At 45.5% G+C, this 19368-nt stretch carries 21 protein-coding genes; 8 read left to right on the top strand and 13 right to left on the bottom strand.

Annotated features, from left to right (window positions below; genetic code table 11):
- Window positions 1–129 precede the first annotated feature (129 nt).
- The 8 genes from AM279_RS12450 to AM279_RS12415 form a co-directional block, all read right to left on the bottom strand.
- Window positions 130–1590 (bottom strand): Ig-like domain-containing protein, encoded by a 1461-nt coding sequence (locus tag AM279_RS12450; protein ID WP_160316448.1) that lies wholly within the window; start codon window positions 1588–1590, stop codon window positions 130–132.
- Window positions 1591–1600: 10 nt separating this feature from the next.
- Entirely contained in the window at window positions 1601–2113 is a 513-nt protein-coding gene (locus AM279_RS12445; protein ID WP_054408361.1) for an ankyrin repeat domain-containing protein, read from the bottom strand.
- Window positions 2114–2120: 7 nt separating this feature from the next.
- Window positions 2121–2660 carry a YceI family protein gene (locus tag AM279_RS12440; protein ID WP_054410323.1) on the bottom strand — a complete coding sequence of 180 codons (540 nt, stop codon included), beginning with the start codon at window positions 2658–2660 and terminating at the stop codon, window positions 2121–2123.
- A gap of 17 nt (window positions 2661–2677) precedes the next feature.
- Window positions 2678–3034 carry a hypothetical protein gene (locus AM279_RS12435; RefSeq protein WP_054410321.1) on the bottom strand — a complete coding sequence of 119 codons (357 nt, stop codon included), beginning with the start codon at window positions 3032–3034 and terminating at the stop codon, window positions 2678–2680.
- 11 nt (window positions 3035–3045) lie between these two features.
- Window positions 3046–3888, bottom strand: coding sequence for a DUF5777 family beta-barrel protein (locus AM279_RS12430; RefSeq protein WP_054408360.1), 843 nt, complete (start codon window positions 3886–3888; stop codon window positions 3046–3048).
- A 7-nt stretch (window positions 3889–3895) separates the two neighbouring features.
- A complete protein-coding gene (locus AM279_RS12425) occupies window positions 3896–4288 on the bottom strand; it encodes an OB-fold protein (RefSeq protein WP_054408359.1) in 393 nt (130 codons plus the stop codon).
- 411 nt (window positions 4289–4699) lie between these two features.
- Complete coding sequence (locus AM279_RS12420; RefSeq protein WP_143090449.1) at window positions 4700–5257, bottom strand: hypothetical protein; 558 nt, start codon at window positions 5255–5257, stop codon at window positions 4700–4702.
- A gap of 40 nt (window positions 5258–5297) precedes the next feature.
- Window positions 5298–8714, bottom strand: a complete 3417-nt coding sequence (locus AM279_RS12415; protein WP_054408357.1) for a hypothetical protein — start codon at window positions 8712–8714, stop codon at window positions 5298–5300.
- A gap of 134 nt (window positions 8715–8848) precedes the next feature.
- On the opposite strand from AM279_RS12415, the gene AM279_RS12410 reads away from it, so the two are divergent.
- The 4 genes from AM279_RS12410 to AM279_RS12395 all read left to right on the top strand — a co-directional run bounded on the left by AM279_RS12410 (window position 8849) and on the right by AM279_RS12395 (window position 10895).
- Entirely contained in the window at window positions 8849–9229 is a 381-nt protein-coding gene (locus tag AM279_RS12410) for a hypothetical protein (RefSeq protein ID WP_054408356.1), read from the top strand.
- A 21-nt stretch (window positions 9230–9250) separates the two neighbouring features.
- Window positions 9251–9586, top strand: coding sequence for a hypothetical protein (locus AM279_RS12405; protein WP_054408355.1), 336 nt, complete (start codon window positions 9251–9253; stop codon window positions 9584–9586).
- 51 nt (window positions 9587–9637) lie between these two features.
- Window positions 9638–10084 (top strand): hypothetical protein, encoded by a 447-nt coding sequence (locus tag AM279_RS12400; protein ID WP_054408354.1) that lies wholly within the window; start codon window positions 9638–9640, stop codon window positions 10082–10084.
- An 88-nt stretch (window positions 10085–10172) separates the two neighbouring features.
- Window positions 10173–10895: a hypothetical protein gene (locus AM279_RS12395; RefSeq protein WP_054408353.1), complete on the top strand. Its 723-nt coding sequence runs from the start codon at window positions 10173–10175 to the stop codon at window positions 10893–10895.
- 253 nt (window positions 10896–11148) lie between these two features.
- Here AM279_RS12395 and AM279_RS12390 read toward each other — a convergent pair whose 3' ends face one another.
- Together AM279_RS12390 and AM279_RS12385 are read right to left on the bottom strand one after the other, a co-directional pair.
- Complete coding sequence (locus tag AM279_RS12390) at window positions 11149–12408, bottom strand: aspartate kinase (RefSeq protein ID WP_054408352.1); 1260 nt, start codon at window positions 12406–12408, stop codon at window positions 11149–11151.
- The gene (locus AM279_RS12385; RefSeq protein ID WP_054410319.1) at window positions 12409–12897 is read right to left on the bottom strand and encodes a GNAT family N-acetyltransferase; all 489 of its coding nucleotides are present in this window, start codon (window positions 12895–12897) and stop codon (window positions 12409–12411) included.
- Window positions 12898–13008: 111 nt separating this feature from the next.
- Between AM279_RS12385 and fbp the strand changes: the two genes are divergently transcribed.
- Complete coding sequence (gene fbp / locus AM279_RS12380; RefSeq protein WP_054408351.1) at window positions 13009–14016, top strand: class 1 fructose-bisphosphatase; 1008 nt, start codon at window positions 13009–13011, stop codon at window positions 14014–14016.
- 64 nt (window positions 14017–14080) lie between these two features.
- On the opposite strand, the gene AM279_RS12375 is transcribed toward fbp, so the two are convergent.
- Together AM279_RS12375 and AM279_RS12370 are read right to left on the bottom strand one after the other, a co-directional pair.
- On the bottom strand, window positions 14081–15151 hold the full coding sequence (locus AM279_RS12375) for a hypothetical protein (protein ID WP_054408350.1): 1071 nt from the start codon (window positions 15149–15151) through the stop codon (window positions 14081–14083).
- A gap of 151 nt (window positions 15152–15302) precedes the next feature.
- Window positions 15303–15734 carry a tellurite resistance TerB family protein gene (locus tag AM279_RS12370; protein ID WP_054408349.1) on the bottom strand — a complete coding sequence of 144 codons (432 nt, stop codon included), beginning with the start codon at window positions 15732–15734 and terminating at the stop codon, window positions 15303–15305.
- A 165-nt stretch (window positions 15735–15899) separates the two neighbouring features.
- On the opposite strand from AM279_RS12370, the gene AM279_RS12365 reads away from it, so the two are divergent.
- Genes AM279_RS12365 through AM279_RS12355 form a run of 3 tightly spaced genes read left to right on the top strand, consistent with a single transcriptional unit; the run spans window position 15900 to window position 18552 of the window.
- Window positions 15900–16487, top strand: coding sequence for a HupE/UreJ family protein (locus AM279_RS12365; protein WP_054408348.1), 588 nt, complete (start codon window positions 15900–15902; stop codon window positions 16485–16487).
- Between the two features lie 51 nt (window positions 16488–16538).
- A complete protein-coding gene (locus AM279_RS12360) occupies window positions 16539–16970 on the top strand; it encodes a deoxycytidylate deaminase (RefSeq protein WP_054408347.1) in 432 nt (143 codons plus the stop codon).
- A 4-nt stretch (window positions 16971–16974) separates the two neighbouring features.
- Window positions 16975–18552, top strand: a complete 1578-nt coding sequence (locus AM279_RS12355; protein ID WP_054408346.1) for a S41 family peptidase — start codon at window positions 16975–16977, stop codon at window positions 18550–18552.
- Window positions 18553–18735: 183 nt separating this feature from the next.
- On the opposite strand, the gene AM279_RS12350 is transcribed toward AM279_RS12355, so the two are convergent.
- Window positions 18736–19347 (bottom strand): FAD-dependent oxidoreductase, encoded by a 612-nt coding sequence (locus AM279_RS12350; protein ID WP_054408345.1) that lies wholly within the window; start codon window positions 19345–19347, stop codon window positions 18736–18738.
- Window positions 19348–19368 lie beyond the last annotated feature (21 nt).

Here is a 19368-nt window from a genome sequence, read left to right as displayed (position 1 = left end):
AACCAAAACCCGCAGGTGCACTAATAGTGCTTAGAAGCTAAGAAACTCAGCAGCTCAGCAGCTTATAAAAAAACAATAAAGGGCTGCCTTTTAAGACAACCCTTTACCTAAACCAATTTATAGCCGAAATTAATACTTCGCGATTTTAAGTGTGGCTGTAGCGCCGTTTAGTGCCGTTACCTTAACTATGTAGCTGCCGCCGGTAAGGGGGGCCACGTTAAGCTGCACCTCGGTGCCGTTTGCCCTTTGGCTAAGCACTTCCTGCCCCAGCATATTGATGATTGAAACTCCTTGTAACTTTGCCCTGTTTGTAATGGTAAGTACATCCCCGGCAGGGTTAGGATAGGCTTTAAGCCCTTGCAGGGCAAAGTCTTCTGCACCGGTAGTCTGGCTTACGGTAATGCCATACACAGCGCTCTCACATCCGTTAAAAGTTTGCGATACATAGTAGGTAGTGCCGTTTACAAGCGGTGTAGTAGCCGGTATTTCAACATACACATCTTCATCAAGTACATACCACTGTATTTGTGCACCAACAAGAATGGTAATGGCAAGGTCGTTTAAGGTTTCGCCGGCATCAAAATCCTGGGTGTCATCGCCACCCGGTGCGCCCGGTATGTTGTTTATGGTAACGGTTACTGCTGTCCTGGTACTGTTACAGCCGTTAACCGTTTGGCCTGCATAATAGGTAGTGCCGCTAACAAGCGCGGTTGAGCCTGCAAGTGCTGTGCCGCCTGTTGCTGCTGCATACCAGCCCAGTGTAGCCCCGCCTGTTGCTGTAGCGGTAAGGCTGCTTACGGTGGCGCTTCCGCAGAACGATTGTGCTGCCTGTGCTACCGGGGTTGCTACAATTGTAACAGTAACGGTTACAGCAGTGCGTGTACTCTCGCAGTCGCTTATGGTTTGCGATACATAGTAGGTGCCTGTTGAAAGCGCTGTGGTGCCTGCAAGTGCGCTGCCGCCTGTAGCTGCCGTGTACCAGTTAAAGGTAGCGCCACTGCCGCCTGTAGCCGTAAGGTTAGCCACGGTGCCGCTTCCGCAGAACGATTGCGCAGCTGCCGTAGGTGCATCAGGAGCTGCGCAGGTAAACGCCTGGTTTAGCTTGTAACCCCTAAAGCTGCCGTGGCCATTTAAAGAATAAGTAGCGCTGTTTGCCCTTGCATAGGCAAAGTCTATATTGGCATCGTTGTAGTTAAAGGTAAAATCGTTTGTACCGCCGGCAAACGCGCGGGTAGCCACAATGGTGCGGGTAGAGCCGCTCACGGTGTTGCTGCTCACGGTCCATCCGTTAGCATCGGTAGTAGGGGCAGAGCCTATGCCGTTCATAAAGCCGTCTACCAGCGTGGTGCCGTTATACCACACCACATCCATGCCCGATGCCATACCCTGGCCGTTGCTGAATGAACCAAACTGTAGTGCAAACCAGCGGTCGCTTGGGCCTGTAAGGGTTAGTGTGGCGGTAGTGGTGCCGTTGTTAAGGTTCAGCTCGGCGGTCATGCCCGTTTGCAGGCTGACCGACCCTGTGGTTTTACTCTGGGCAATGGCCCCCATGGCCGATAATCCCAAAAAAGTAAGTAGTAGTTTTTTCATAGTTTTTGTTTTATTTGAGCAGGTTGATAATTTCTGTATTATTGCCAAAAACGGCATGGTCATAAGGGGTTTTGCCCTCATTGTCTTTATGCTTTTTGTCGGCTTTATACGTTAGCAGCAGTGCCACAAGCGCCTTGTTTTCAAACTGTACGGCATAGGTAAGCGGGGTTACACCATTGGCATCGGCAATGTTTGGGTCGGCACCATTTTTAAGAAGCACCTCACACAATCCCGTTTCGCCCTTAACTGCCGCAGAAGCCAGCGCCGTGCCGCTTGCGCTGCTATAGTTAATATTGTTTACGCGGGTGGCAAGGTATTCGGCTACAGCCGTATTGCCGCGGTAGCAGGCCAGGATAAGAGGGGTAAAACCCATGGCGTTTTTGGCGTTTAGGGTGTCTTTATTTTTTGCCTCCAGGGCCTTCATTTCCGCAACCGTACCGCGGCGGGCAGTATCAAATACATCTTTATCCTGTGCAGTTGCAATGGCCGATGCAAACAGGAACAGTATGAGCAGTTTTTTCATAATCCGGTTATTTAGCCAGCGTAAAGCTGTAGGTTATTTTTACCTTGTCGGCTACTTTTTTGCTTACCACGGCGGGTATCTCTATGTCAAACTCGGCAGGGGTTACCTCAAACTCGCCGGTTACCACAATCTTGTCGCCGCTTTTAGATATTTTGGCACTGTCGCTCACCTTTTTGGTTTTGCCGTGCAGGGTAAGGTCGCCGCTCACGGTGTAGCTGCCGCCTGTAGCCGTTAGCTTAGCCACATCAAGCCCGGTTACCTTGCCTTTAAAAGTGGCCTTGGGGTACTTGTCGCTTTCTACATAGTTTTCATTAAAATGCTCCTCCATAAGGGCCACCTTAAAGCGGAAACCTTTCATAAGAGCCAGTACGGCCATATCTCCGGTAGCGGTGTCTAATGCCGCCGAAGCCGTTTTGTTTTCGCCGGCAATCTCTTCAAAAGACGGTACGCTGGCCTCAAATTTTACCACACCGGTTTTGGTGGTATATTTTTGTGCATAAAGGCACGATGTTGCCAAAAAAAGCAGGGTTACAAAAATTCGTTCCATTTCCATAGCAGTTGTTTTTATTCGGTTTCTAAAAGCCCATCGGTACTCCACTCCAGTATTACATCAATAGTACTTTGCGGCATGCGGCCGGTGCTGGGCATAATGCCCGGTTGGCCGTTTTGCAGCTGTATGCGGTTTAGCAGCCCGGCTTGTTCAACAGCGGCCTTAACCTCGGCATACGTTGTAAGCGGGCGGAACGATGCCTGGCCGGCACTGTTGTGGCACATAACACAATTAGCATCTATAATGGCCTTTACATTAGCGTTGTAGGTAACGGGGCCGTCTATTATTATTTCCTGTTCAATATCTTCATACGTGTTGCTGTCGCAGCTTATTAAAGCAACGGCGGCAAGAGGCAGTATCAGTTTTTTCATTGCTTTCATAATTAAAACACCCTGTATAAGTTAAACCCAAAAAAGAAATCGCCATCGCCCCAGTCTCCGGCGGCATTGGTAAGGTAGCCGCCCTCTGTCATGGCCTGCGAGTTGGTAAACAGCAGCTGGAACACGTGCCCGCCGGTTTCTATATCAAGCCCTACCGATAGTGGGTTCTTGTAAAAATCAGGCTTATCAAAATTGTGGGCATACTCCAGGTTTAACGAAAGCCTTTTGGTAAGCTTCATACGGCCACCGGCACCCAGTGCAAACTGGCTGTCGTTTTCAATAGCCGGGTTGTACAGGTTTTTGTGCACATAAGAAGGTACCAGTTCCAGCGACAGGTTATCGCTTACCTTGCGCGATATAAGCAACTGCGAAATATAGGTAAGCCTGTCGGCGAACTCTATGCGGGGGTAATCTTCCTTTTCAAGAAAGGTATTGATGTCTACCGTGTTGTAGCCCACAATATCTACCGGAAAGGCATCGCTCTGGCGGGCAAGGCGGTACTTAACGCTGCCCTCATATACCTTTAGCAGCGTATGGCGCGACGCACTAACCGAAAGCCATTTGGTTATGCCATACACACCGCCTATTTTGGTAGTGGCGGCATCAAGGCCAAAAAATTCGTCGATACCGTTTTTAACCGTGCCAAAGCGGTGCGATACCACAAAGTACCACTCGTTTTGGGCAGGCATTTTGGTAGATTGCAGCGTAACCACCTGTAGCCCTTTAAAGGCTGCCGTGGCATAGGTGTCTTCCACAGTGGTGGAATCAAGTTCAGATAGCAGGTCGTCCTGGGCGTGTGTGTATGCCGAAAATACCAGGGCGGCTGCAAGCAGTAGTTGTTTCATGTTTTATTTAAGGTTTAATAGTGCACTGGTCTAACTTTACCTCGCCAAAAAGTTCATCAAAGCCTATGCAGCGGCCCTTTATAGTTACCGTTTTGTTTAGCGATGCCCTGTCAGGCAGCTGGTCAAAACTGCAAAACACGCTGCCTGCCACGGTAAGCACACTATCCTGTGCGGCGGTAACCACACCCTGTACTTCTATGGTTTTATTAAGGTAAAGCGAGTCGGCCTGCTGCTGGTTTGTGGTGTAAGTTTCTACCAGCTTAGCCGCAGGGAGCGTGTGTGTAGCCGCCTCCTGCGCAATGTTGCGGCCCTCTTTGTAGAGCACACCATAGTAAACATAAGCAGCCGCTGCACCTAATACAAGTACAACAGCCAGGGTAATTGTTAGTTTTTTCTTCATGGCTTTTAGTAAAACACTGCATTTGCAGCAATGCTTTAACAAAAGTATTATTTACTAAAAGTGCCCGTTTATTTTTGGGATGTATGGAAAGTTTGGGTTAGGATTTGATAAATCCCGTTGAGAATTCGCACGTAGTATCTTTGGCTGTTACACAAAGTTTCGCAAAGGGCGCAAAGCTACACAAAGAAAAACTTAGCGGAACTTTGTGCCTCCTTTGTGGTTCTTTGCGGAATGACTATTTAAAAAGCTTAGTAGCCCAGCAGCTAAGGAGCTTCTCCCTAAAAATACGCCCTTAACTGCACGCTGCCGGTGTGTATGGCCCCGCTGGTTTCGCTTTTACGCCCCTGGTAGTTAATGTTGATATCCAGGAACTGGGTTAGGTTTTTGAAATTTAATATGGATTCTTATATATCAATTCTGAAAAGTAGTTTCAAATCTAAAAAAGGCAGAGTCCAATATCATTTTTTTATGTAGATCGCTATACCTTAAATCATATTCTCTAAATGCCCCCCACTGTGACTTAGCCTGATAAATTATGATTCCTAAGCTGTCATTTATATATAAATCAGCGATTTGTGCCATAGGGTCAATAGGCACATATTGAAACTTTGAAATTTCAATTATAGTACCTTTTTCATGATATGTTTTCTTCTTAAAAAAATGAAGCTTAGAGTTATTAAATATATATAATGAATCTTTATAGCGTATTAGAGAATCTATCCTTTTTTGGTTAGAATAAATATAAACCGAAACATTAGGTTTCACTATCTTTTTCATAGTTACAGTATCTGTAATTCCAATTTTATCATGATTGCCTAAATTGGGTTCGAAAGAATCTGTTGCAGAAGATAATAATCTACGGGTTATGATTGTTTCTGTAACTTTTTCAAAATCAACGGGTTTATCAGAGCATTTAATGCAGGCAGATATAATCAGGATAAAAAGCGATGTAACTATTATTTTTTTCATTTTTTTGGTATTTAGAAATAGGATTTCAAGCACCTTCCTCCTAAAAATACGCCCTTAACTGCACGCTGCCGGTGTGTATGGCCCCACTGGTTTCGCTTTTACGCCCCTGGTAGTTAATGTTGATATCCAGGAACTGTGTAAGGTTTTTTTGCAACAGCAGGCGCCAGGTGGTGTTTTGGCCGGGTTGCAGTCCCTGTAGCATCTGGTAGGCCGCTGCGGTATTCTGGTTGCCGGTAAAGTCGTTTTTGTAAAGCGAAAATTCGCCGCTGGCAGTAAATCCTTTTTCGCTGGCATAGCTAAAGGAAGTACCCACACGTTGTTGCAGCAGGGTTTCCATTTCGCCTATGCGGTTTTGCTTATCCTGGTATTCATAAAACACATCCCAGCTGGCATTGCGCGAAAAGATATATGAGATTTTTGGCCCCACCAGGTAGGCTTCCACCTCATAGTTTTTACTGGCGTAAGTATCGCTTACGGTGGTGGTTTCGGTAGTCTGGCTGTTAAGGCTAAACAGCCATGTTTTGGCCACAAGGTAGGCATATTGCAGCTGGTGGCTTAGTATTTTGCTGTCCTGGCTGCCCACGGTAAGCAGGCTCTTGGTGCGGTTGCTCAGGTAAGTATAGGTAACCGAATGGTTTTGCTTGCCCCGGTTGTAAAATATACTGTTGCGGAATGCCGCGTTTATGCCCAGCAAATCTTCATCGTCTGACGAAAAAGGGTTGAGGTCGAAATTGCTGCCGCTGCGCAAAATTTTACGGTCAATAAGGTAAGACGTGGTATTGTAAAAATGCGACAGCAGCTGCTTAAACCCGCCTGCATTTTGCCATTGCATAGGGTTTAGCGTAACCGACTGCGAGAACTTGTTTTGGTGCGTGCCTATATACACCTGGTTGGGCAAATACACCCGCACATAAATAGCCTGATCGGGGAAGGGGGCTACCTCAAACTCCTGCAACTCCTGTATACCGTTGCCGTTGTAGTCGTTCCACATATACACGCCCTGACCGGGCTCTACCTCAAGGTAGGTAAATTCCTGCTGGGCTATGGTACCGCTGGCGGTTTCATAAGCTGTGGTAACCTGCACCAGCTGGTCCCAATAACGGTCGTTATACAGCACACGCGAGTTTAATGAGGGCTCATCGGCGATAGACGGGTCGTCAAAATCAAGGCGGCGGTAATTGGCAAACACGGTAAGGTCGCTTTTATCCGTCTTCAGCAGGCGCGATTTAAGGTAGTACGAGCGCGATGTGTTTACTTTTTTAAGGTAACCCGCCACAAGGCTGTCGTTAGCGCGTTGCAGGTAGCCCACTTCTACATATACTTTTGTACTGTCCCCACGGCCTATAAACGCGCCATATTCTATAAAACGCTGGCTTTGCAGGGTAAGGGCGTTGGTTTCTTTAAGGCGCTCGCTGTTGTCTTCAAGCCTTAAAGATGTGCCCACCCAGTTTTTGCCAAAATGGTACTTGCCCAGCGCCTCATTGCGGATAAACTGCGATTTGGCATACGTACCATCGCTGTTTAGTGCGCTGCCCTGGTTTTGCAGGGTAAACTTACCGGCCTTAACCTGCGCATTCAGCACATGGCGCGTGCCGCTAAACGCTTCAGAAAAATCAAGTTTTTCAATCTGGTAATTTACAGTGCCGTTTTGTGGTAGCTTAAACACCGTGCCTGCCACAAGGTAGCTCTGGCTGTTATCGGTAGTTATGATGTTGGTAAGGTTCCAGTCGCGGTTAAATTCAATATTAAAAAGGCGCTCTATGGTACGGAAATCCTTTTGTACAAACTGGTAATTGGCAAAGGCATCCATTTGCCATTTTTCGCGAGTAACAATGCGCTGGCGGGCATCTATTTTACCGGCCACGCCGTTGTTGTTGTCATCGTCAATGGGCGAGTACAGGTTGAGGTCGTTATTGCTAACACCAACCTCAAAATCAACCACGGTCTTTTCGCTTGGGTTGTACTTACCCATAACGGTGGCAATCTGTATTTTGGTGGGAGGGGTAAGCCTTATAACCGGCTCATAATTACCCTGTGGCACGCCGTTAATGGGGGCAACATACTGGTAAATGCGGCCTATGGCTGCGGCATTGCTCAAAATATAATTGCCCAGGTTAGGCCCCACCTGTGTAAAGCGCACGTTATACAGCACATCATCAGGGTTGTTGGAATATTCATATACCGTAACCCCCTCAATTACCGTTTGCCGGTACAGGATTTTATTTTCGCTGTAGGTATCCTGGTAGGCCGATGGCGCCACCATTTGGTTAATGTCGTCTCCGGCCTGTTGCAGTGCGGCCACCTGTGCCTCGCTCAGGTTTTGTTGCAGCGGCTGGTTTTTCATGTCGGCCTCGCTGTACAGGTAGGTGCCTATGCTCCATTTTTCCTCTTCATGGGTAACGCCGCCGTAGGTAACAAAGCGGGTGTAGTTTTGCTGCGTGTACTGGTATTCTACATTAATACGCATCTCGCTGGTAATGGGGAACAGCGATGTAAAGGTAATTTCGCCCGCGTTGTAATCTATGGTATAATCGTTGCTCTCTCCACGCTCTAAAAGTATGCCGTTTACATACACACGTTCTGAACCTGATATAACCAGTACATACAGCTCGCCGTTGTTACCGGTTAGCTTGTACGGACCCTGGTTGCCTTCCTGCCCGGTAAAGGTGCTGCGTGCATACTGCCCACGAACCAATGCCGCTGCTGCAAACACGCTGGTCTTGGAGTCTTCATTGCCAAAGGTAAACGCCGTGCTGAGTCCCTGTACCTTCTTGCTGAAATTCAAAAAGCGCGACTGCCGGTTTTCAAGGAACAAATCGCCTGCGCGAACGCTCCACTTGTCGCTGAACATTTCGATAAAAATCTGGTCAAACTCATCCAGCTTTTGCGAATACCCGCCGTCCTGTAGTGGAATGTTACTGTCCTGTATTGATGCCCGCAGGCTGACCTTATCGCTCAGCTTGCCCGTTATTTGAAGGTCGAGGTTAGAGTTTACCACGGCGTTCTGGTTGTTGCCAATTGTTACGCCACGTGTAATACTGCCCGATGTATTGAGGCCGTCAAACGGTTTGTAGGTGCTCAGCGCATCGCGGGTTACTTCAAAGCGGGTACCCCCGGCATCGTTAGCCAAAACACGGTTGGGGTCGTAAATGCTGTATTTTTTGGTAAGGAAATCAGGGTAGGGCAGGTAGTTTACGGTAAGGCTGTCGGTTTGCGTAAAGCCGTTTTTAAAGGCAATGCGGCCAGTGGTGTAGTTTACGGTGTAAAGTGTGCTGTCTATGGCAATGCCCTGTTTGTCCGTTAACTTAAAATAGGCAGGGTTAATGCCCACGGTGTCTATGGTTATGGTGTCCTGAACGGGCAGCGCCTTAAGGGTTTTATAGGGCGTGCCCACCTCCTGCCCGTAAAGGGCGGAAACGCAGCATAAAAGCACCCATAAAATACCGTTTTTAAGCATTATAACACTATAAACTCTAAAAGGGCAAAAGTAGTGTATTTGATTATTAGATTGTTGGATTATTGGATGGTTCGATTGTACCGCAGTTTAAAGTTGGCTATATTTGATATGTTTAATAACCAACCCTACTGATTATGAAATACCTCCTCCTTTTACTGTGTTTTTACTGCACCGCGCAAGCACAGGAATGTAAAATTACACCACAGGATGTTGAAGGCAAATGGCAGTTGGTAGCCATTTCGCGCGGGTTTGATGACAAGGGTATTGAATATGCCAACAGTACTGAGTTTGTAACATTTACTGCTGAAAACTTTTCCCGTACTAAAGACGACAAAATTATTAAGTCAGGCCGGTATAAAATAGTAAACGATAAAAAGGCGTTGCATGAGGGGTATTGTACCTTAAGATTTGGAAGTAAAACGTACAAGGTTATCCGTTTTGATGCCGATGGTTTTTTAATGCTTTATAATGGTTTGGACGGTGAAGCTATTGCGTATTACAAAAAAGTTGAATAATTTCTTTAGAATTAACGTGTTATGGATAGCGAAACAATCGAGGCTGTTTTTGCGATATTTTTTATGCTGCTTGGTGCTGCATTGATACTGTTTATCACGCTTTTAATAGTGGAGAAAAAGAAAGTGCATTACAGATATACCGATACTACAAAAAATATAAGTTTCCATGAATATTGTAGCAGGTATAATGGTGGCTGGATTTATAAAGATATTAAACTAAGAGAGCTATTGCGTACATATCCTGATGATGAGGTATTGCAAAGGCGTGCCAAAAACATACGCCTTTATCAAACAGTTTCGCTGGCAGTATTTATTTTAATGATGGTTTCAGCAGTAATCCGTAAGGCAGTAGGGTAGTGGTTGCGTTTGCAGGTATAAACATATTATATTTACATCAAAACAAACGCCATGCTTAGCGCTATTCTATATATACTGTTTTTTGCAGCCCTTAATGCCTGTATTACATCATCATTATACAATTGGTTTGCAATACCACTTCGTGTAAAAATAGGTGTGTATGCCTTTGCGCTATTGTTTTTTGTACTGCACCTGGTGGTTCCTGATAATGATTTCCTTTTACCTGTAAAGCTGTTTTATATATTGCTTATGTTTAGTATAGCTATTGTAATACTGCATTTTATGGCTAAAAAAGTAGCAAAAAGCACCAATGCTGCTGTTGCAGGTAATAAACGACTTAACGGGTCTGTAGGTGCAGATTCGTTAAAAGCTGCGAGGAATGTGCTTACCCGTGTATTTCCGGTACTGTTGTTTTTTTACCAGGTGCTGGTTATATGTTCGCCGGGTTTGCAGTACAGGATGCTGCATCCGCGTAAAGAACAAATCTACAGGCATTAACAGACTGTAAAACTCAGTAACTTTTTAACACACAACCCACGTATTTATTCCCTAATTTTATGACACTTAATGCTTAAAGGAGAAGATTATGCTGTGGGAACCCCAAAACCTGGCTGCCGTACTGCTGAAAAACCGCAACAAAACCCTGCCGGAAGACAAACTGATGGCCCAGGTAAAAGCGCTTTTAGCTGAAAACGAAACCCGGCGCACCGCCATCAAAAGCCGTATTGAAAACGGCAATGGTACCGATGCTAATACTTTTGTTTTTGACCTGCTGGAAACCCACCGTATTTTCCATATCAGCCACATACAAAAGCTGTGCATTGATTACCGGTTGCGATTTTTAAATGCTTCTTACTTTAAGCAGGGCATACCCGAAGAAGCGGTAAGCCAAATCAGGCAGCTCGAAAATACTCACGATACGGTTTTAGATGGTTTTAAGATTATAGCGCCTTCTAAAGCCTTTAGCCTTAAAAATTATGACGACCCGTTGCTGTTTGCACCCATGGGCAACGGTTATTACTACCTCGTTCATAAATGGGGAAACGACATTAACCCGCTGCGCCGTGCCCTTGTGCGCCCCGTGCGTGATTTTGGTAGCCTGCTGGTGTTTTTAGTGGTGTTCAGTGCGCTGTTTACGTATGCCATAACCGAATTATTCTTTACCGGCGAACGTACATCGCAATTTATGCTGTTGGCGTTTTTGTTTACGTTTAAGGGGGTGTGCGGTATTGCGCTGTACTACTGCTTTTGGAAAGGTAAAAATTTCAACAACGCTATTTGGGATAGCGAGTTTAGTAACCGGTATTGAGGTTGGTTGCTGGGTTGCTGATTTTTTAAACACAATGAACACAAAGGTTTACACAAAGATCACAAGATAGACAGCCTTTAAAGAACACAAGGCTTTGTGGCCTTCAAGGAAAAACTTTGTGAATTTTGTGAATTTCTTGGTGGCCTTTGTGTCAAAAATATAGATACTAATGTTACTATAGTAAGCTCATAAAAAAATCCGTGGTAAAGTATACCACGGATTTTTAGCTTGTTGTGTTAGTTTATGTGAAAAGCTATGCGATTTCCTTCGTAACAATCTGAAGGGTTTCGCGGCTGGTTTGTTTTACTAAAACCTCCTTACCGGTGGTTACTGTGGCTTCTGACTTATCGCTAAAGTGGCGTATGGTGTACAGCGATACATCATCGTTATACGTTACCTTAAACTTCTTGCTCAGTACGGCCTTAAGCTCGGCAAAGTTACCAAATTTATCGTCTACACAAACAGAGAAGCTAATGGCCGAATTCTGGATAAGGCTTACCTTCATCCTGTACTTGTGCAGCAGCAGGAATATCTCGCTGATGTTCTCTTCCATAATAAACGAGAAATCAAGCGACGAAAGCGATATAAGCAACTGGTTTTTCTTTACGATAAAGCAGCTGGTTTGCGGCTCAAGGTCGGCGCCCTTGCTCACGCTTGTGCCTGGCAATAATGGGTTTACAAACGATTTTACATACAGCGGAATCTCCTTGCGTTGCAGCGGCTGCAGCGTTTTAGGGTGAATTACCGTTGCGCCGTAAAAGGCAAGCTCAATGGCCTCGCGGTAGCTTATCTGGTTAAGCAGTACGGCATTATCAAAATAACGCGGGTCGGCATTAAGCACGCCCGGCACGTCTTTCCATATGGTTACGCTTTCGGCGTTAAGGCAGTAGGCAAAAATCGCGGCAGTATAGTCAGACCCTTCACGACCAAGAGTGGTGGTAAAATTGTTCTCATCGCTACCCAAAAAGCCCTGTGTAATGTTCAGGTTCTTTTTCTTAATACCTTTAGAAATATTCTTTTGCGTAGCATCCCAGTCTACAATAGCATCGCGGTAGGTATTGTCAGTCTTTATAAGCTCGCGCACGTCTACCCAGGTGTTTTTAAGGCCCACGTGGTTAAAGTAATGGCTTACGATTGTGGTAGAAACCACCTCGCCAAGGCTTACCACCTGGTCATACACATAGTTGTAGTTGGGCGACTTGGTGCCTTTAAGGAACACCTCAAGGTCAGAAAATATTTTGCCCACGGCAGCAAACACCGCGTGGTTTTCGTCTTCAAAAAGCTCCAGCAAAATCTGGTTGTGGTACTTGCGCACTTCCTGTATGCTGGCCAGTAGTTCGGCCGACTTATCAAAGTAGTTTTTAATAACCACCTCAAGGGCGTTAGTGGTTTTGCCCATGGCGCTAATTACAAGCAGCACATCTTCGTGCCCTACCTGTTGCAGCACGCTGTATACGTTCTTAATTCCCTCGGCATCTTTAACCGATGCCCCTCCAAATTTGAAAACTTTCATTTATATCTGTCCAATCTTTAAGTCAACACAAAAATCTGCCATGCCCTGTTCGTCCATCTGTACCGTGCGCCAGGTTTCTAAAATGCGGGCGCCGCTGCGCTGGTAAAACTCCACAGCGGGGGTATTCCAGTCCAATACAGCCCATTCTACACGGCGCAGGCCTTCGGCTTTAGCCTGTTCAATAACGGCCCTGTACAACGCGCTGCCGGCACCGATGCCACGGGCGCTTTCAGTCACAATAAGGTCTTCCAGGTGAATGGTCTTGCCCTTCCAGGTGCTGTAGCGGTAGTAAAACAGTGCCATGCCTATTATAACGCCGTCTTTTTCGGCCACAAATGTGCTGAAAAGCGGGTTGGCGCCAAAGCCATCCCTAAGCAGGTCGTCTACGGTTACTACTACGGCTTCGGGTTCTTTTTCAAAAACGGCAAGCTCATTAATCAGGCCCAGTATTGCGGGCATATCGCTCTCATTTCCTTTGCGGATGTTCATACGGCAAAATTTGGGCAAAAATACGGCCAAATATATTGCTAAATATTTAATTGTTATCATATCACAAAAAATTCGATATTTGTGCACCAACTCAACTACAACGATTTCGAAATGGAAGAAAGAAACAAAACCCTCGGTGAATTTATCATCGACAAGCAGGAAGATTTTAAGTATTCAACCGGCGAGCTCTCGCGCCTTATCAATTCCATCCGCCTGGCGGCAAAAGTGGTTAACTACAAAGTAAACCAGGCCGGGCTGGTAGATATTACCGGCGCGGCAGGCGAGCAGAACATTCAGGGTGAAGACCAGCAAAAGCTCGATGTGTTTGCCAATGAAACCTTTATGGAAACCCTTATTAACCGCGAAATTGTGTGCGGTATTGCCAGCGAGGAAAACGATGATTTTATTATTATTAAAGGCCGCGACGAGTGCCACAACAACAAGTATGTGGTGCTTATGGACCCGCTGGATGGCTCGAGCAACATTGATGTTAACGTACCTGTGGGTACCATCTTTAGTATTTACAGGAGGGTTACGCCTGTGGGCAGCCCCGTTACTATTGAAGATTTTTTGCAGCCCGGCGATGCACAGGTAGCGGCGGGTTACGTTATTTATGGCACCAGCACCATGCTGGTTTATACTACCGGCAACGGCGTGCACGGCTTTACGCTAAACCCATCTATTGGTACATTTTACCTGAGCCACCCCAATATGATGTTCCCTAAAGACGGGAACATTTATTCGATAAACGAAGGCAACTACGTGCACTTTCCGCAAGGGGTTAAAGATTACCTGAAATACTGCCAGCGCGAAGAAGAAGACCGCCCTTATACCAGCCGTTACATAGGCAGCCTGGTGGCCGATATACACCGTAATATGATTAAAGGTGGCATATACCTATACCCCACAAGCAGCAAAGCGCCCAAGGGCAAGCTAAGGTTGTTGTACGAATGCAACCCAATGGCCTTTATTGCAGAGCAGGCAGGGGGCAAGGCCAGCGACGGTTTTGGCCGTATTATGGAGATAGTACCTACTGAGCTGCACCAGCGTGTGCCGTTCTTTTGCGGAAGCTACAACATGGTAGCAAAGGCAGAGGAGTTTATGAGTGCTGCGTTATAATGTTTTAATGTTGAAAGTTATAAAGTTAAAAGTTTTGGCCGCGGGTTGCTTGTACAATTCGCGGCTATTTTTTTGCTGGGGTGTTTTTAATGTAGTGCAGGTAAACAGTATCGTTTTTTATCTCAATGAGGCCAAAGTTGTTTGGTGTTCCCCGCGAAAAGAAGTAGCTGTTTTTTTGGAAGTTATTATATCTGTCTCCACGATGCATTAAGTACATTTTATCGCCAAAATCAACTACCCGTACAAGCTTGTTGCCGATTGCTTTGGCAAGATACGTTTGCCTGTCATCAAACACAAAAACATAAATAGTGTTATTGCATACAAATGATGCCTTTATGCCGGAAACGCTCTCCCAGGCCCATTTATAATTTTCGTATATGTTTTTTATCCCGGCGCGTTCATAATTTTTCTTTTTGCGCTGTAAAAATGCGCTAAACATATCTTTGCTTTTTGCTATATCACTATAAGTATGCCCTGTGTTTAAGAGTAGTTTGGGGTCTTGTATAACATCAATACTGGCCTGCGATATTATAGTGTATGCGTTACCTGTTTTGCGTACTTCTGGTATGGCAATTTCGGCTACATATTCAATGCCGGTTTTTTTATCCCTGAACCATGTAGAGCTACCCCATTCGCCAAAATAAAGCGAAGTAACATAGTAGTCTTCATCCTCATAAATAACATTGTCAAGGGGCTTGGTTTTTACCCATTCCTTTTTTGTTTCTTCAAAATAATAAGCAGGGTCTGAGTTGTCAGAGGATTTAGCTGTAATTTTATTATTGCGTAAATGGAGGTTGTTGTCAAAATTACCAATGTCTTTTGGTGATTCGATTTTCTCAAGAATTTCACCGTCTCTGTCAATAACATAAAATTCATTTTCAAAAGAATGGCCTATCTCTATAAGAACCGTCTCATCTTTTTCTAAAAGTTGGCTGGTATCAAACTGTATATAATATTTGTCGTTTTTTATGATTCCGTTAAACGCGGTGCCATTTATGCTCAAATGTATTGTATCGGATATTATAGTTAGCCCGTCAATCTTTCTTGTTATGCTATGCGGTATAATAGTATCTTTTGAATGCCATTCGCACGACACACAAAGCAACAGCAATAGTAATGCAGGTATTGTTTTCATGAGGAGTGAGGTTTTGGTTATAGCTATAACGCTAAATTGCCGTAATGTATTTTATAATACTAAAACAGTAAGAATGAAGCTGCTCCCTCTCCTTTGGAGAGGGTTGGGGAGAGGCTATAAAAAAGCCCCCTGTTTCCAGAGGGCTTTAGTATTATTTGTTCATGTGTTGCATTTCATATACAAACGTTTCGCTGTCTACATTCAGCACCAGTAATGATAGTGCCTTGTCTACAATATACTGCACGTTGCCCGGTGTAAAGCCAAGGGCAATGGCAAAGCGCGTAAGTATTTCTTTTTGTTTTGGCCCCAGCACGTGGTCTACATATACCATACGGCTCAGGTCATACAGCCTTTCCAGCCTTTGCGTGTACAGGTGCGGCGGGTTAACCGGATATTTATAAGGGTTTTTTAGTATTGCGGCATACTCCTCCGGGCTTATTTCAAGCCTTTTGGCAAGCACGTCTAAAAAGTTCTTTTCTTCCGGGCTAATGTGGTTGTTTTCAAGCGCCACGCGCACTATAGAGGCAAAGTGGCCCTGGTTCCTGGCCTTAAATCCGCTGTCAAATAAATCTGATATAGACATAATTGTGTGTTCTATTTATGGGACAAATATAATTTTATATTTAGGTTCTGAATAATTTTTGCAGAACATTTTAACACTCGTTAGGGGAATATAACCCCGTTTAGCTGCGTTTTACCTATTACAAAAAGCCGTATTTTTACAGTTTTAACCAAAATTATACGCCTTATGACCGATTTCTGGCTGTATTTTACCCTGGGCCTGCAACACGTGCTCGACATTCATGCTTATGACCATGTGCTGTTCCTGCTGGCCTTAACCGTACCCTACCTGTTTAAAGACTGGCGCAATGTGCTGGTGCTGGTAACGGTTTTTACCGTGGGCCATACCGCGGCGCTCATGCTGTCGGTATACGGAGTCTTAACCATAAAGGCAGAGTTTGTAGAGTTTTTAATACCCATAACCATACTTACAACGGCGTTGTATAACATTTTTGCAGCGTCTAAAAAGGCAGCTAAAAGTGGTAATATCAATTTCCTTGCCATAACAACGCTTTTTTTTGGCATAATTCACGGGCTGGGCTTTTCTAACTATTTTAAGGTACTGGTGGCGGGAGGCGATTCTAAATTTGCGCCCCTGCTGGAGTTTGCCCTGGGCATAGAGGCGGCACAAATAATAGTAGTTATGTTTACCCTTATACTGGCCTTTATTTGCCAGGAGTTTTTAAGGGTGCAAAAACGCGACTGGATACTGGTGCTCTCGGCTTTTGTGGCCGGTGTTGTAATACCTATGATTATTGAAAGCCCAATATGGTAATTTATTAACTTTGCGCCATTGCCTAAACGCTTATATGGTTGGGCTGTATGTATGAAAGAAGAAAAACTGAGCAAGTATGACCGCGCTTACCTGCGCATAGCCCGCGAATGGGGAAACCTGAGCTACTGCCAGCGCAGAAAAGTTGGCGCAATTATTGTAAAAGACAGGATGATAATATCTGACGGGTATAACGGAACCCCGTCGGGCTTTGAGAATTGCTGCGAAGATGATGAGGGGCTTACCAAGTGGTATGTGCTGCATGCTGAAGCCAATGCAATACTCAAGGTGGCACGCTCTACACAAAGTTGCGAAGGCGCCACGCTGTACATAACCATGTCGCCCTGCAAAGACTGCAGCAAGCTTATACACCAAAGCGGCATAAAACGCGTTGTATATGCCCGGACCTACAAAGACAGCAGCGGCATAGATTTTTTAACCAAGGCGGGTGTAGATGTAGTGTATGTTCCGGAAACGGAGATATAAATTTATGAAGATAAAAAAATTATACCTGCCCATACTGCTGGCCATAGCCATGGCTTTTGGTATTATAGTGGGCGGTTTTCTCAACTACCCGTCTCAGGGTGGGGGCACACTGGTGGCCAGCTCTAACAAAAACAAGCTCAACAAGCTGGTTGAACTTATAGAGCGCGAGTATGTAGACGATGTAAATACCGATAGTATTGTAGACCTTACGGTAAACAGCATCCTCGAAAAGCTCGACCCGCACTCAGTATACATCAGTAAAGAAAATATGGAGGCCGTAGAGCAAAATATGGCCGGTAAGTTTGTGGGCATAGGCATAAGCTTTTATATGTATAAAGACTCGCTTGCCATTATAAAAACCATTCCAGGCGGGCCAAGCGAAAAGGCAGGGCTCAGGGCGGGCGACCGTATTTTGTTTGCCAATAACTACAAGCTCTTTAACCGCAAGCTGCCTACCGATACGCTTTTTAGCAGGCTAAAAGGTACAGATGGCTCTAAGGTACAGCTTACCATTTTCCGCCCCGAAGGGCATAAAACCTTTAAAATTAACCTTACCCGCGGCCAGGTGCCGGTTAAAAGTGTAGATGTGGGCCTTATGGCCGATAAAAACACGGGCTATATAAAAATAAACCGCTTTGCCGAAACTACGTATGATGAGTTTCATAAAGCGCTTGCAAGCCTTAAAAAGCAGGGTGCCACACGCCTTGTAGTAGACCTGCGCGATAACGGCGGTGGTTTTATGGAGCCGGCCATACAAATTGCCGATGAGTTTCTGTCAGACGGGCAGCTTATTGTAAAAACCAAGAACAAACGCAAGCAGGTAGACGAAACGCGCGCTACCGAAGAGGGTATTTTTGAAAAAGGCCGCCTGTTTATCCTTATTAATGAAAACAGCGCCAGCGCCAGCGAAATTCTTGCCGGTGCCATTCAGGATAACGACAGGGGTACTATTGTGGGCCGCCGCTCGTTTGGTAAAGGGCTTGTGCAGCGCGAAATGAAGCTGGGCGACAACAGTGCTGTAAGGCTTACCGTGGCGCGTTACTACACGCCATCGGGCCGCAGCATACAGCGCAGCTATGCCGGTGGGGGTGAGGCTTATTTTAACGATTTCCAGAAGCGTTATGAAAATGGCGAGCTCTATGCGGCTGACAGTATTAAAATTGCCGATACGCTTAAGTATAAAACCGTAAAAGGCCGCACAGTATATGGCGGTGGCGGTATAATACCCGATAAGTTTGTAGCTCTTGAAGGCAAGCATGGCGATGAGGCTGTAGCCGAAATGATGAAGCTTGCCATAACCGGCCACTTTGTGTTTGAGCAGCTGGATAAGGAACGTGCCGGCTTTGCGGGCCTTACGCCCGATGAGGTGGTGAGTAAGGTTGATGACTCAGAGAAGTATTTTAACGCATTTATAAAATACATGAAAGGCAACGGCTTTGAACTAAGCCTTATTAAGCAAAAAGATATTGTAAAGCACTACATAGCAGCCGAGTTTGTGCGCCAGCTGTATAGCGATAAGGAATATTATGAACTGCTGCTGAAACAGGACAGTATGATGAAGGCTGCTGTTGAGAGTAAGTAGTTTCAGTAATCAGTGATCAGTATTCAGTGATCAGTTAGCTTCACTCATAACCAAATATAAAGCCCCGAGGATATTGCTTCTCGGGGCTTGGTTTATAGATTACTTCGTCGTTCCTCCTCGCAATGACGCGCCGGAGTGCTACGTTAGAGTGTAGCTAACTGCCTACTGAACACTGAATACTGCCTACTCTTTAGGTACGCTGTCGTGGTATTGTGTAGGCTTGCCTTCGTTCCAAAGGGTAAGTATGTCGGTACCCACGCTTGCGCCGCTGCCTGCGGCTATGGCAAGCTGGCTGCGCTGCCCGGCAAGGGTTCCGGCGGCATAAAGGCCTTCGGCTACCAGGTGGTCGTCGTTAGTAAGCTGTATGCGGTTTTTTTCAGGAAGTGCTTTCTTGTTGGGTATAACATACTGCATCAGGCCTTCAAAATCAAAATTACCGGCAGAGCCTATGGCTACTACCACAATTTTAGCCTGATAAGTATCTTTATTGGTAGTAACGGTAAAGTTTCCGGCGGTGCCTTCTACATTAAGTACTTTTTCGTTAGCAAACTGCTCAACCGCAGGGTAAAGTGTTTCAAGGTGCTCAAGGCTGCCTTCTAAAAGCTGCTGGCCTGTAGTGCCGGCAGGAATGCCATAAGCGTTGTTGTACAGTCCGTTTTGTAAAGAAGAGGCCTTTTGGTGTGTAAAAATACCTACTTTTTTGCCTTCGGCATACGGCCTTTTAAGGGCAGAGCCAATAATAAGTGCGCAGGAAACGCCCGAAACGCCCCCGCCAATGATTAAAACGTCAAACATGAATTTGTGTATGGTGTGTAA

Source organism: Flavobacterium akiainvivens, assembly GCF_001278115.1.
GTDB classification, from domain to species: domain Bacteria; phylum Bacteroidota; class Bacteroidia; order Flavobacteriales; family Flavobacteriaceae; genus Flavobacterium; species Flavobacterium akiainvivens.
Note: the sequence above shows the minus strand (reverse complement) of the source record. Positions and strands in the feature narration are given on the sequence as shown.

Bases quoted from the DNA above. Each gene is read 5' to 3' on its own strand.
- AM279_RS12350 (WP_054408345.1), bottom strand. From the start codon at position 19,347: ATGTTTGACGTTTTAATCATTGGCGGGGGCGTTTCGGGCGTTTCCTGC.
- fbp (WP_054408351.1), top strand. From the start codon at position 13,009: ATGGAAGAAAGAAACAAAACCCTCGGTGAATTTATCATCGACAAGCAG.
- AM279_RS12415 (WP_054408357.1), bottom strand. From the start codon at position 8,714: ATGCTTAAAAACGGTATTTTATGGGTGCTTTTATGCTGCGTTTCCGCC.
- AM279_RS12450 (WP_160316448.1), bottom strand. From the start codon at position 1,590: ATGAAAAAACTACTACTTACTTTTTTGGGATTATCGGCCATGGGGGCC.
- AM279_RS12375 (WP_054408350.1), bottom strand. From the start codon at position 15,151: ATGAAAACAATACCTGCATTACTATTGCTGTTGCTTTGTGTGTCGTGC.
- AM279_RS12440 (WP_054410323.1), bottom strand. From the start codon at position 2,660: ATGGAACGAATTTTTGTAACCCTGCTTTTTTTGGCAACATCGTGCCTT.
- AM279_RS12405 (WP_054408355.1), top strand. From the start codon at position 9,251: ATGGATAGCGAAACAATCGAGGCTGTTTTTGCGATATTTTTTATGCTG.
- AM279_RS12425 (WP_054408359.1), bottom strand. From the start codon at position 4,288: ATGAAGAAAAAACTAACAATTACCCTGGCTGTTGTACTTGTATTAGGT.
- AM279_RS12420 (WP_143090449.1), bottom strand. From the start codon at position 5,257: ATGAAAAAAATAATAGTTACATCGCTTTTTATCCTGATTATATCTGCC.
- AM279_RS12430 (WP_054408360.1), bottom strand. From the start codon at position 3,888: ATGAAACAACTACTGCTTGCAGCCGCCCTGGTATTTTCGGCATACACA.
- AM279_RS12365 (WP_054408348.1), top strand. From the start codon at position 15,900: ATGACCGATTTCTGGCTGTATTTTACCCTGGGCCTGCAACACGTGCTC.
- AM279_RS12445 (WP_054408361.1), bottom strand. From the start codon at position 2,113: ATGAAAAAACTGCTCATACTGTTCCTGTTTGCATCGGCCATTGCAACT.
- AM279_RS12395 (WP_054408353.1), top strand. From the start codon at position 10,173: ATGCTGTGGGAACCCCAAAACCTGGCTGCCGTACTGCTGAAAAACCGC.
- AM279_RS12360 (WP_054408347.1), top strand. From the start codon at position 16,539: ATGAAAGAAGAAAAACTGAGCAAGTATGACCGCGCTTACCTGCGCATA.
- AM279_RS12355 (WP_054408346.1), top strand. From the start codon at position 16,975: ATGAAGATAAAAAAATTATACCTGCCCATACTGCTGGCCATAGCCATG.
- AM279_RS12435 (WP_054410321.1), bottom strand. From the start codon at position 3,034: ATGAAAAAACTGATACTGCCTCTTGCCGCCGTTGCTTTAATAAGCTGC.
- AM279_RS12370 (WP_054408349.1), bottom strand. From the start codon at position 15,734: ATGTCTATATCAGATTTATTTGACAGCGGATTTAAGGCCAGGAACCAG.
- AM279_RS12390 (WP_054408352.1), bottom strand. From the start codon at position 12,408: ATGAAAGTTTTCAAATTTGGAGGGGCATCGGTTAAAGATGCCGAGGGA.
- AM279_RS12400 (WP_054408354.1), top strand. From the start codon at position 9,638: ATGCTTAGCGCTATTCTATATATACTGTTTTTTGCAGCCCTTAATGCC.
- AM279_RS12385 (WP_054410319.1), bottom strand. From the start codon at position 12,897: ATGAACATCCGCAAAGGAAATGAGAGCGATATGCCCGCAATACTGGGC.
- AM279_RS12410 (WP_054408356.1), top strand. From the start codon at position 8,849: ATGAAATACCTCCTCCTTTTACTGTGTTTTTACTGCACCGCGCAAGCA.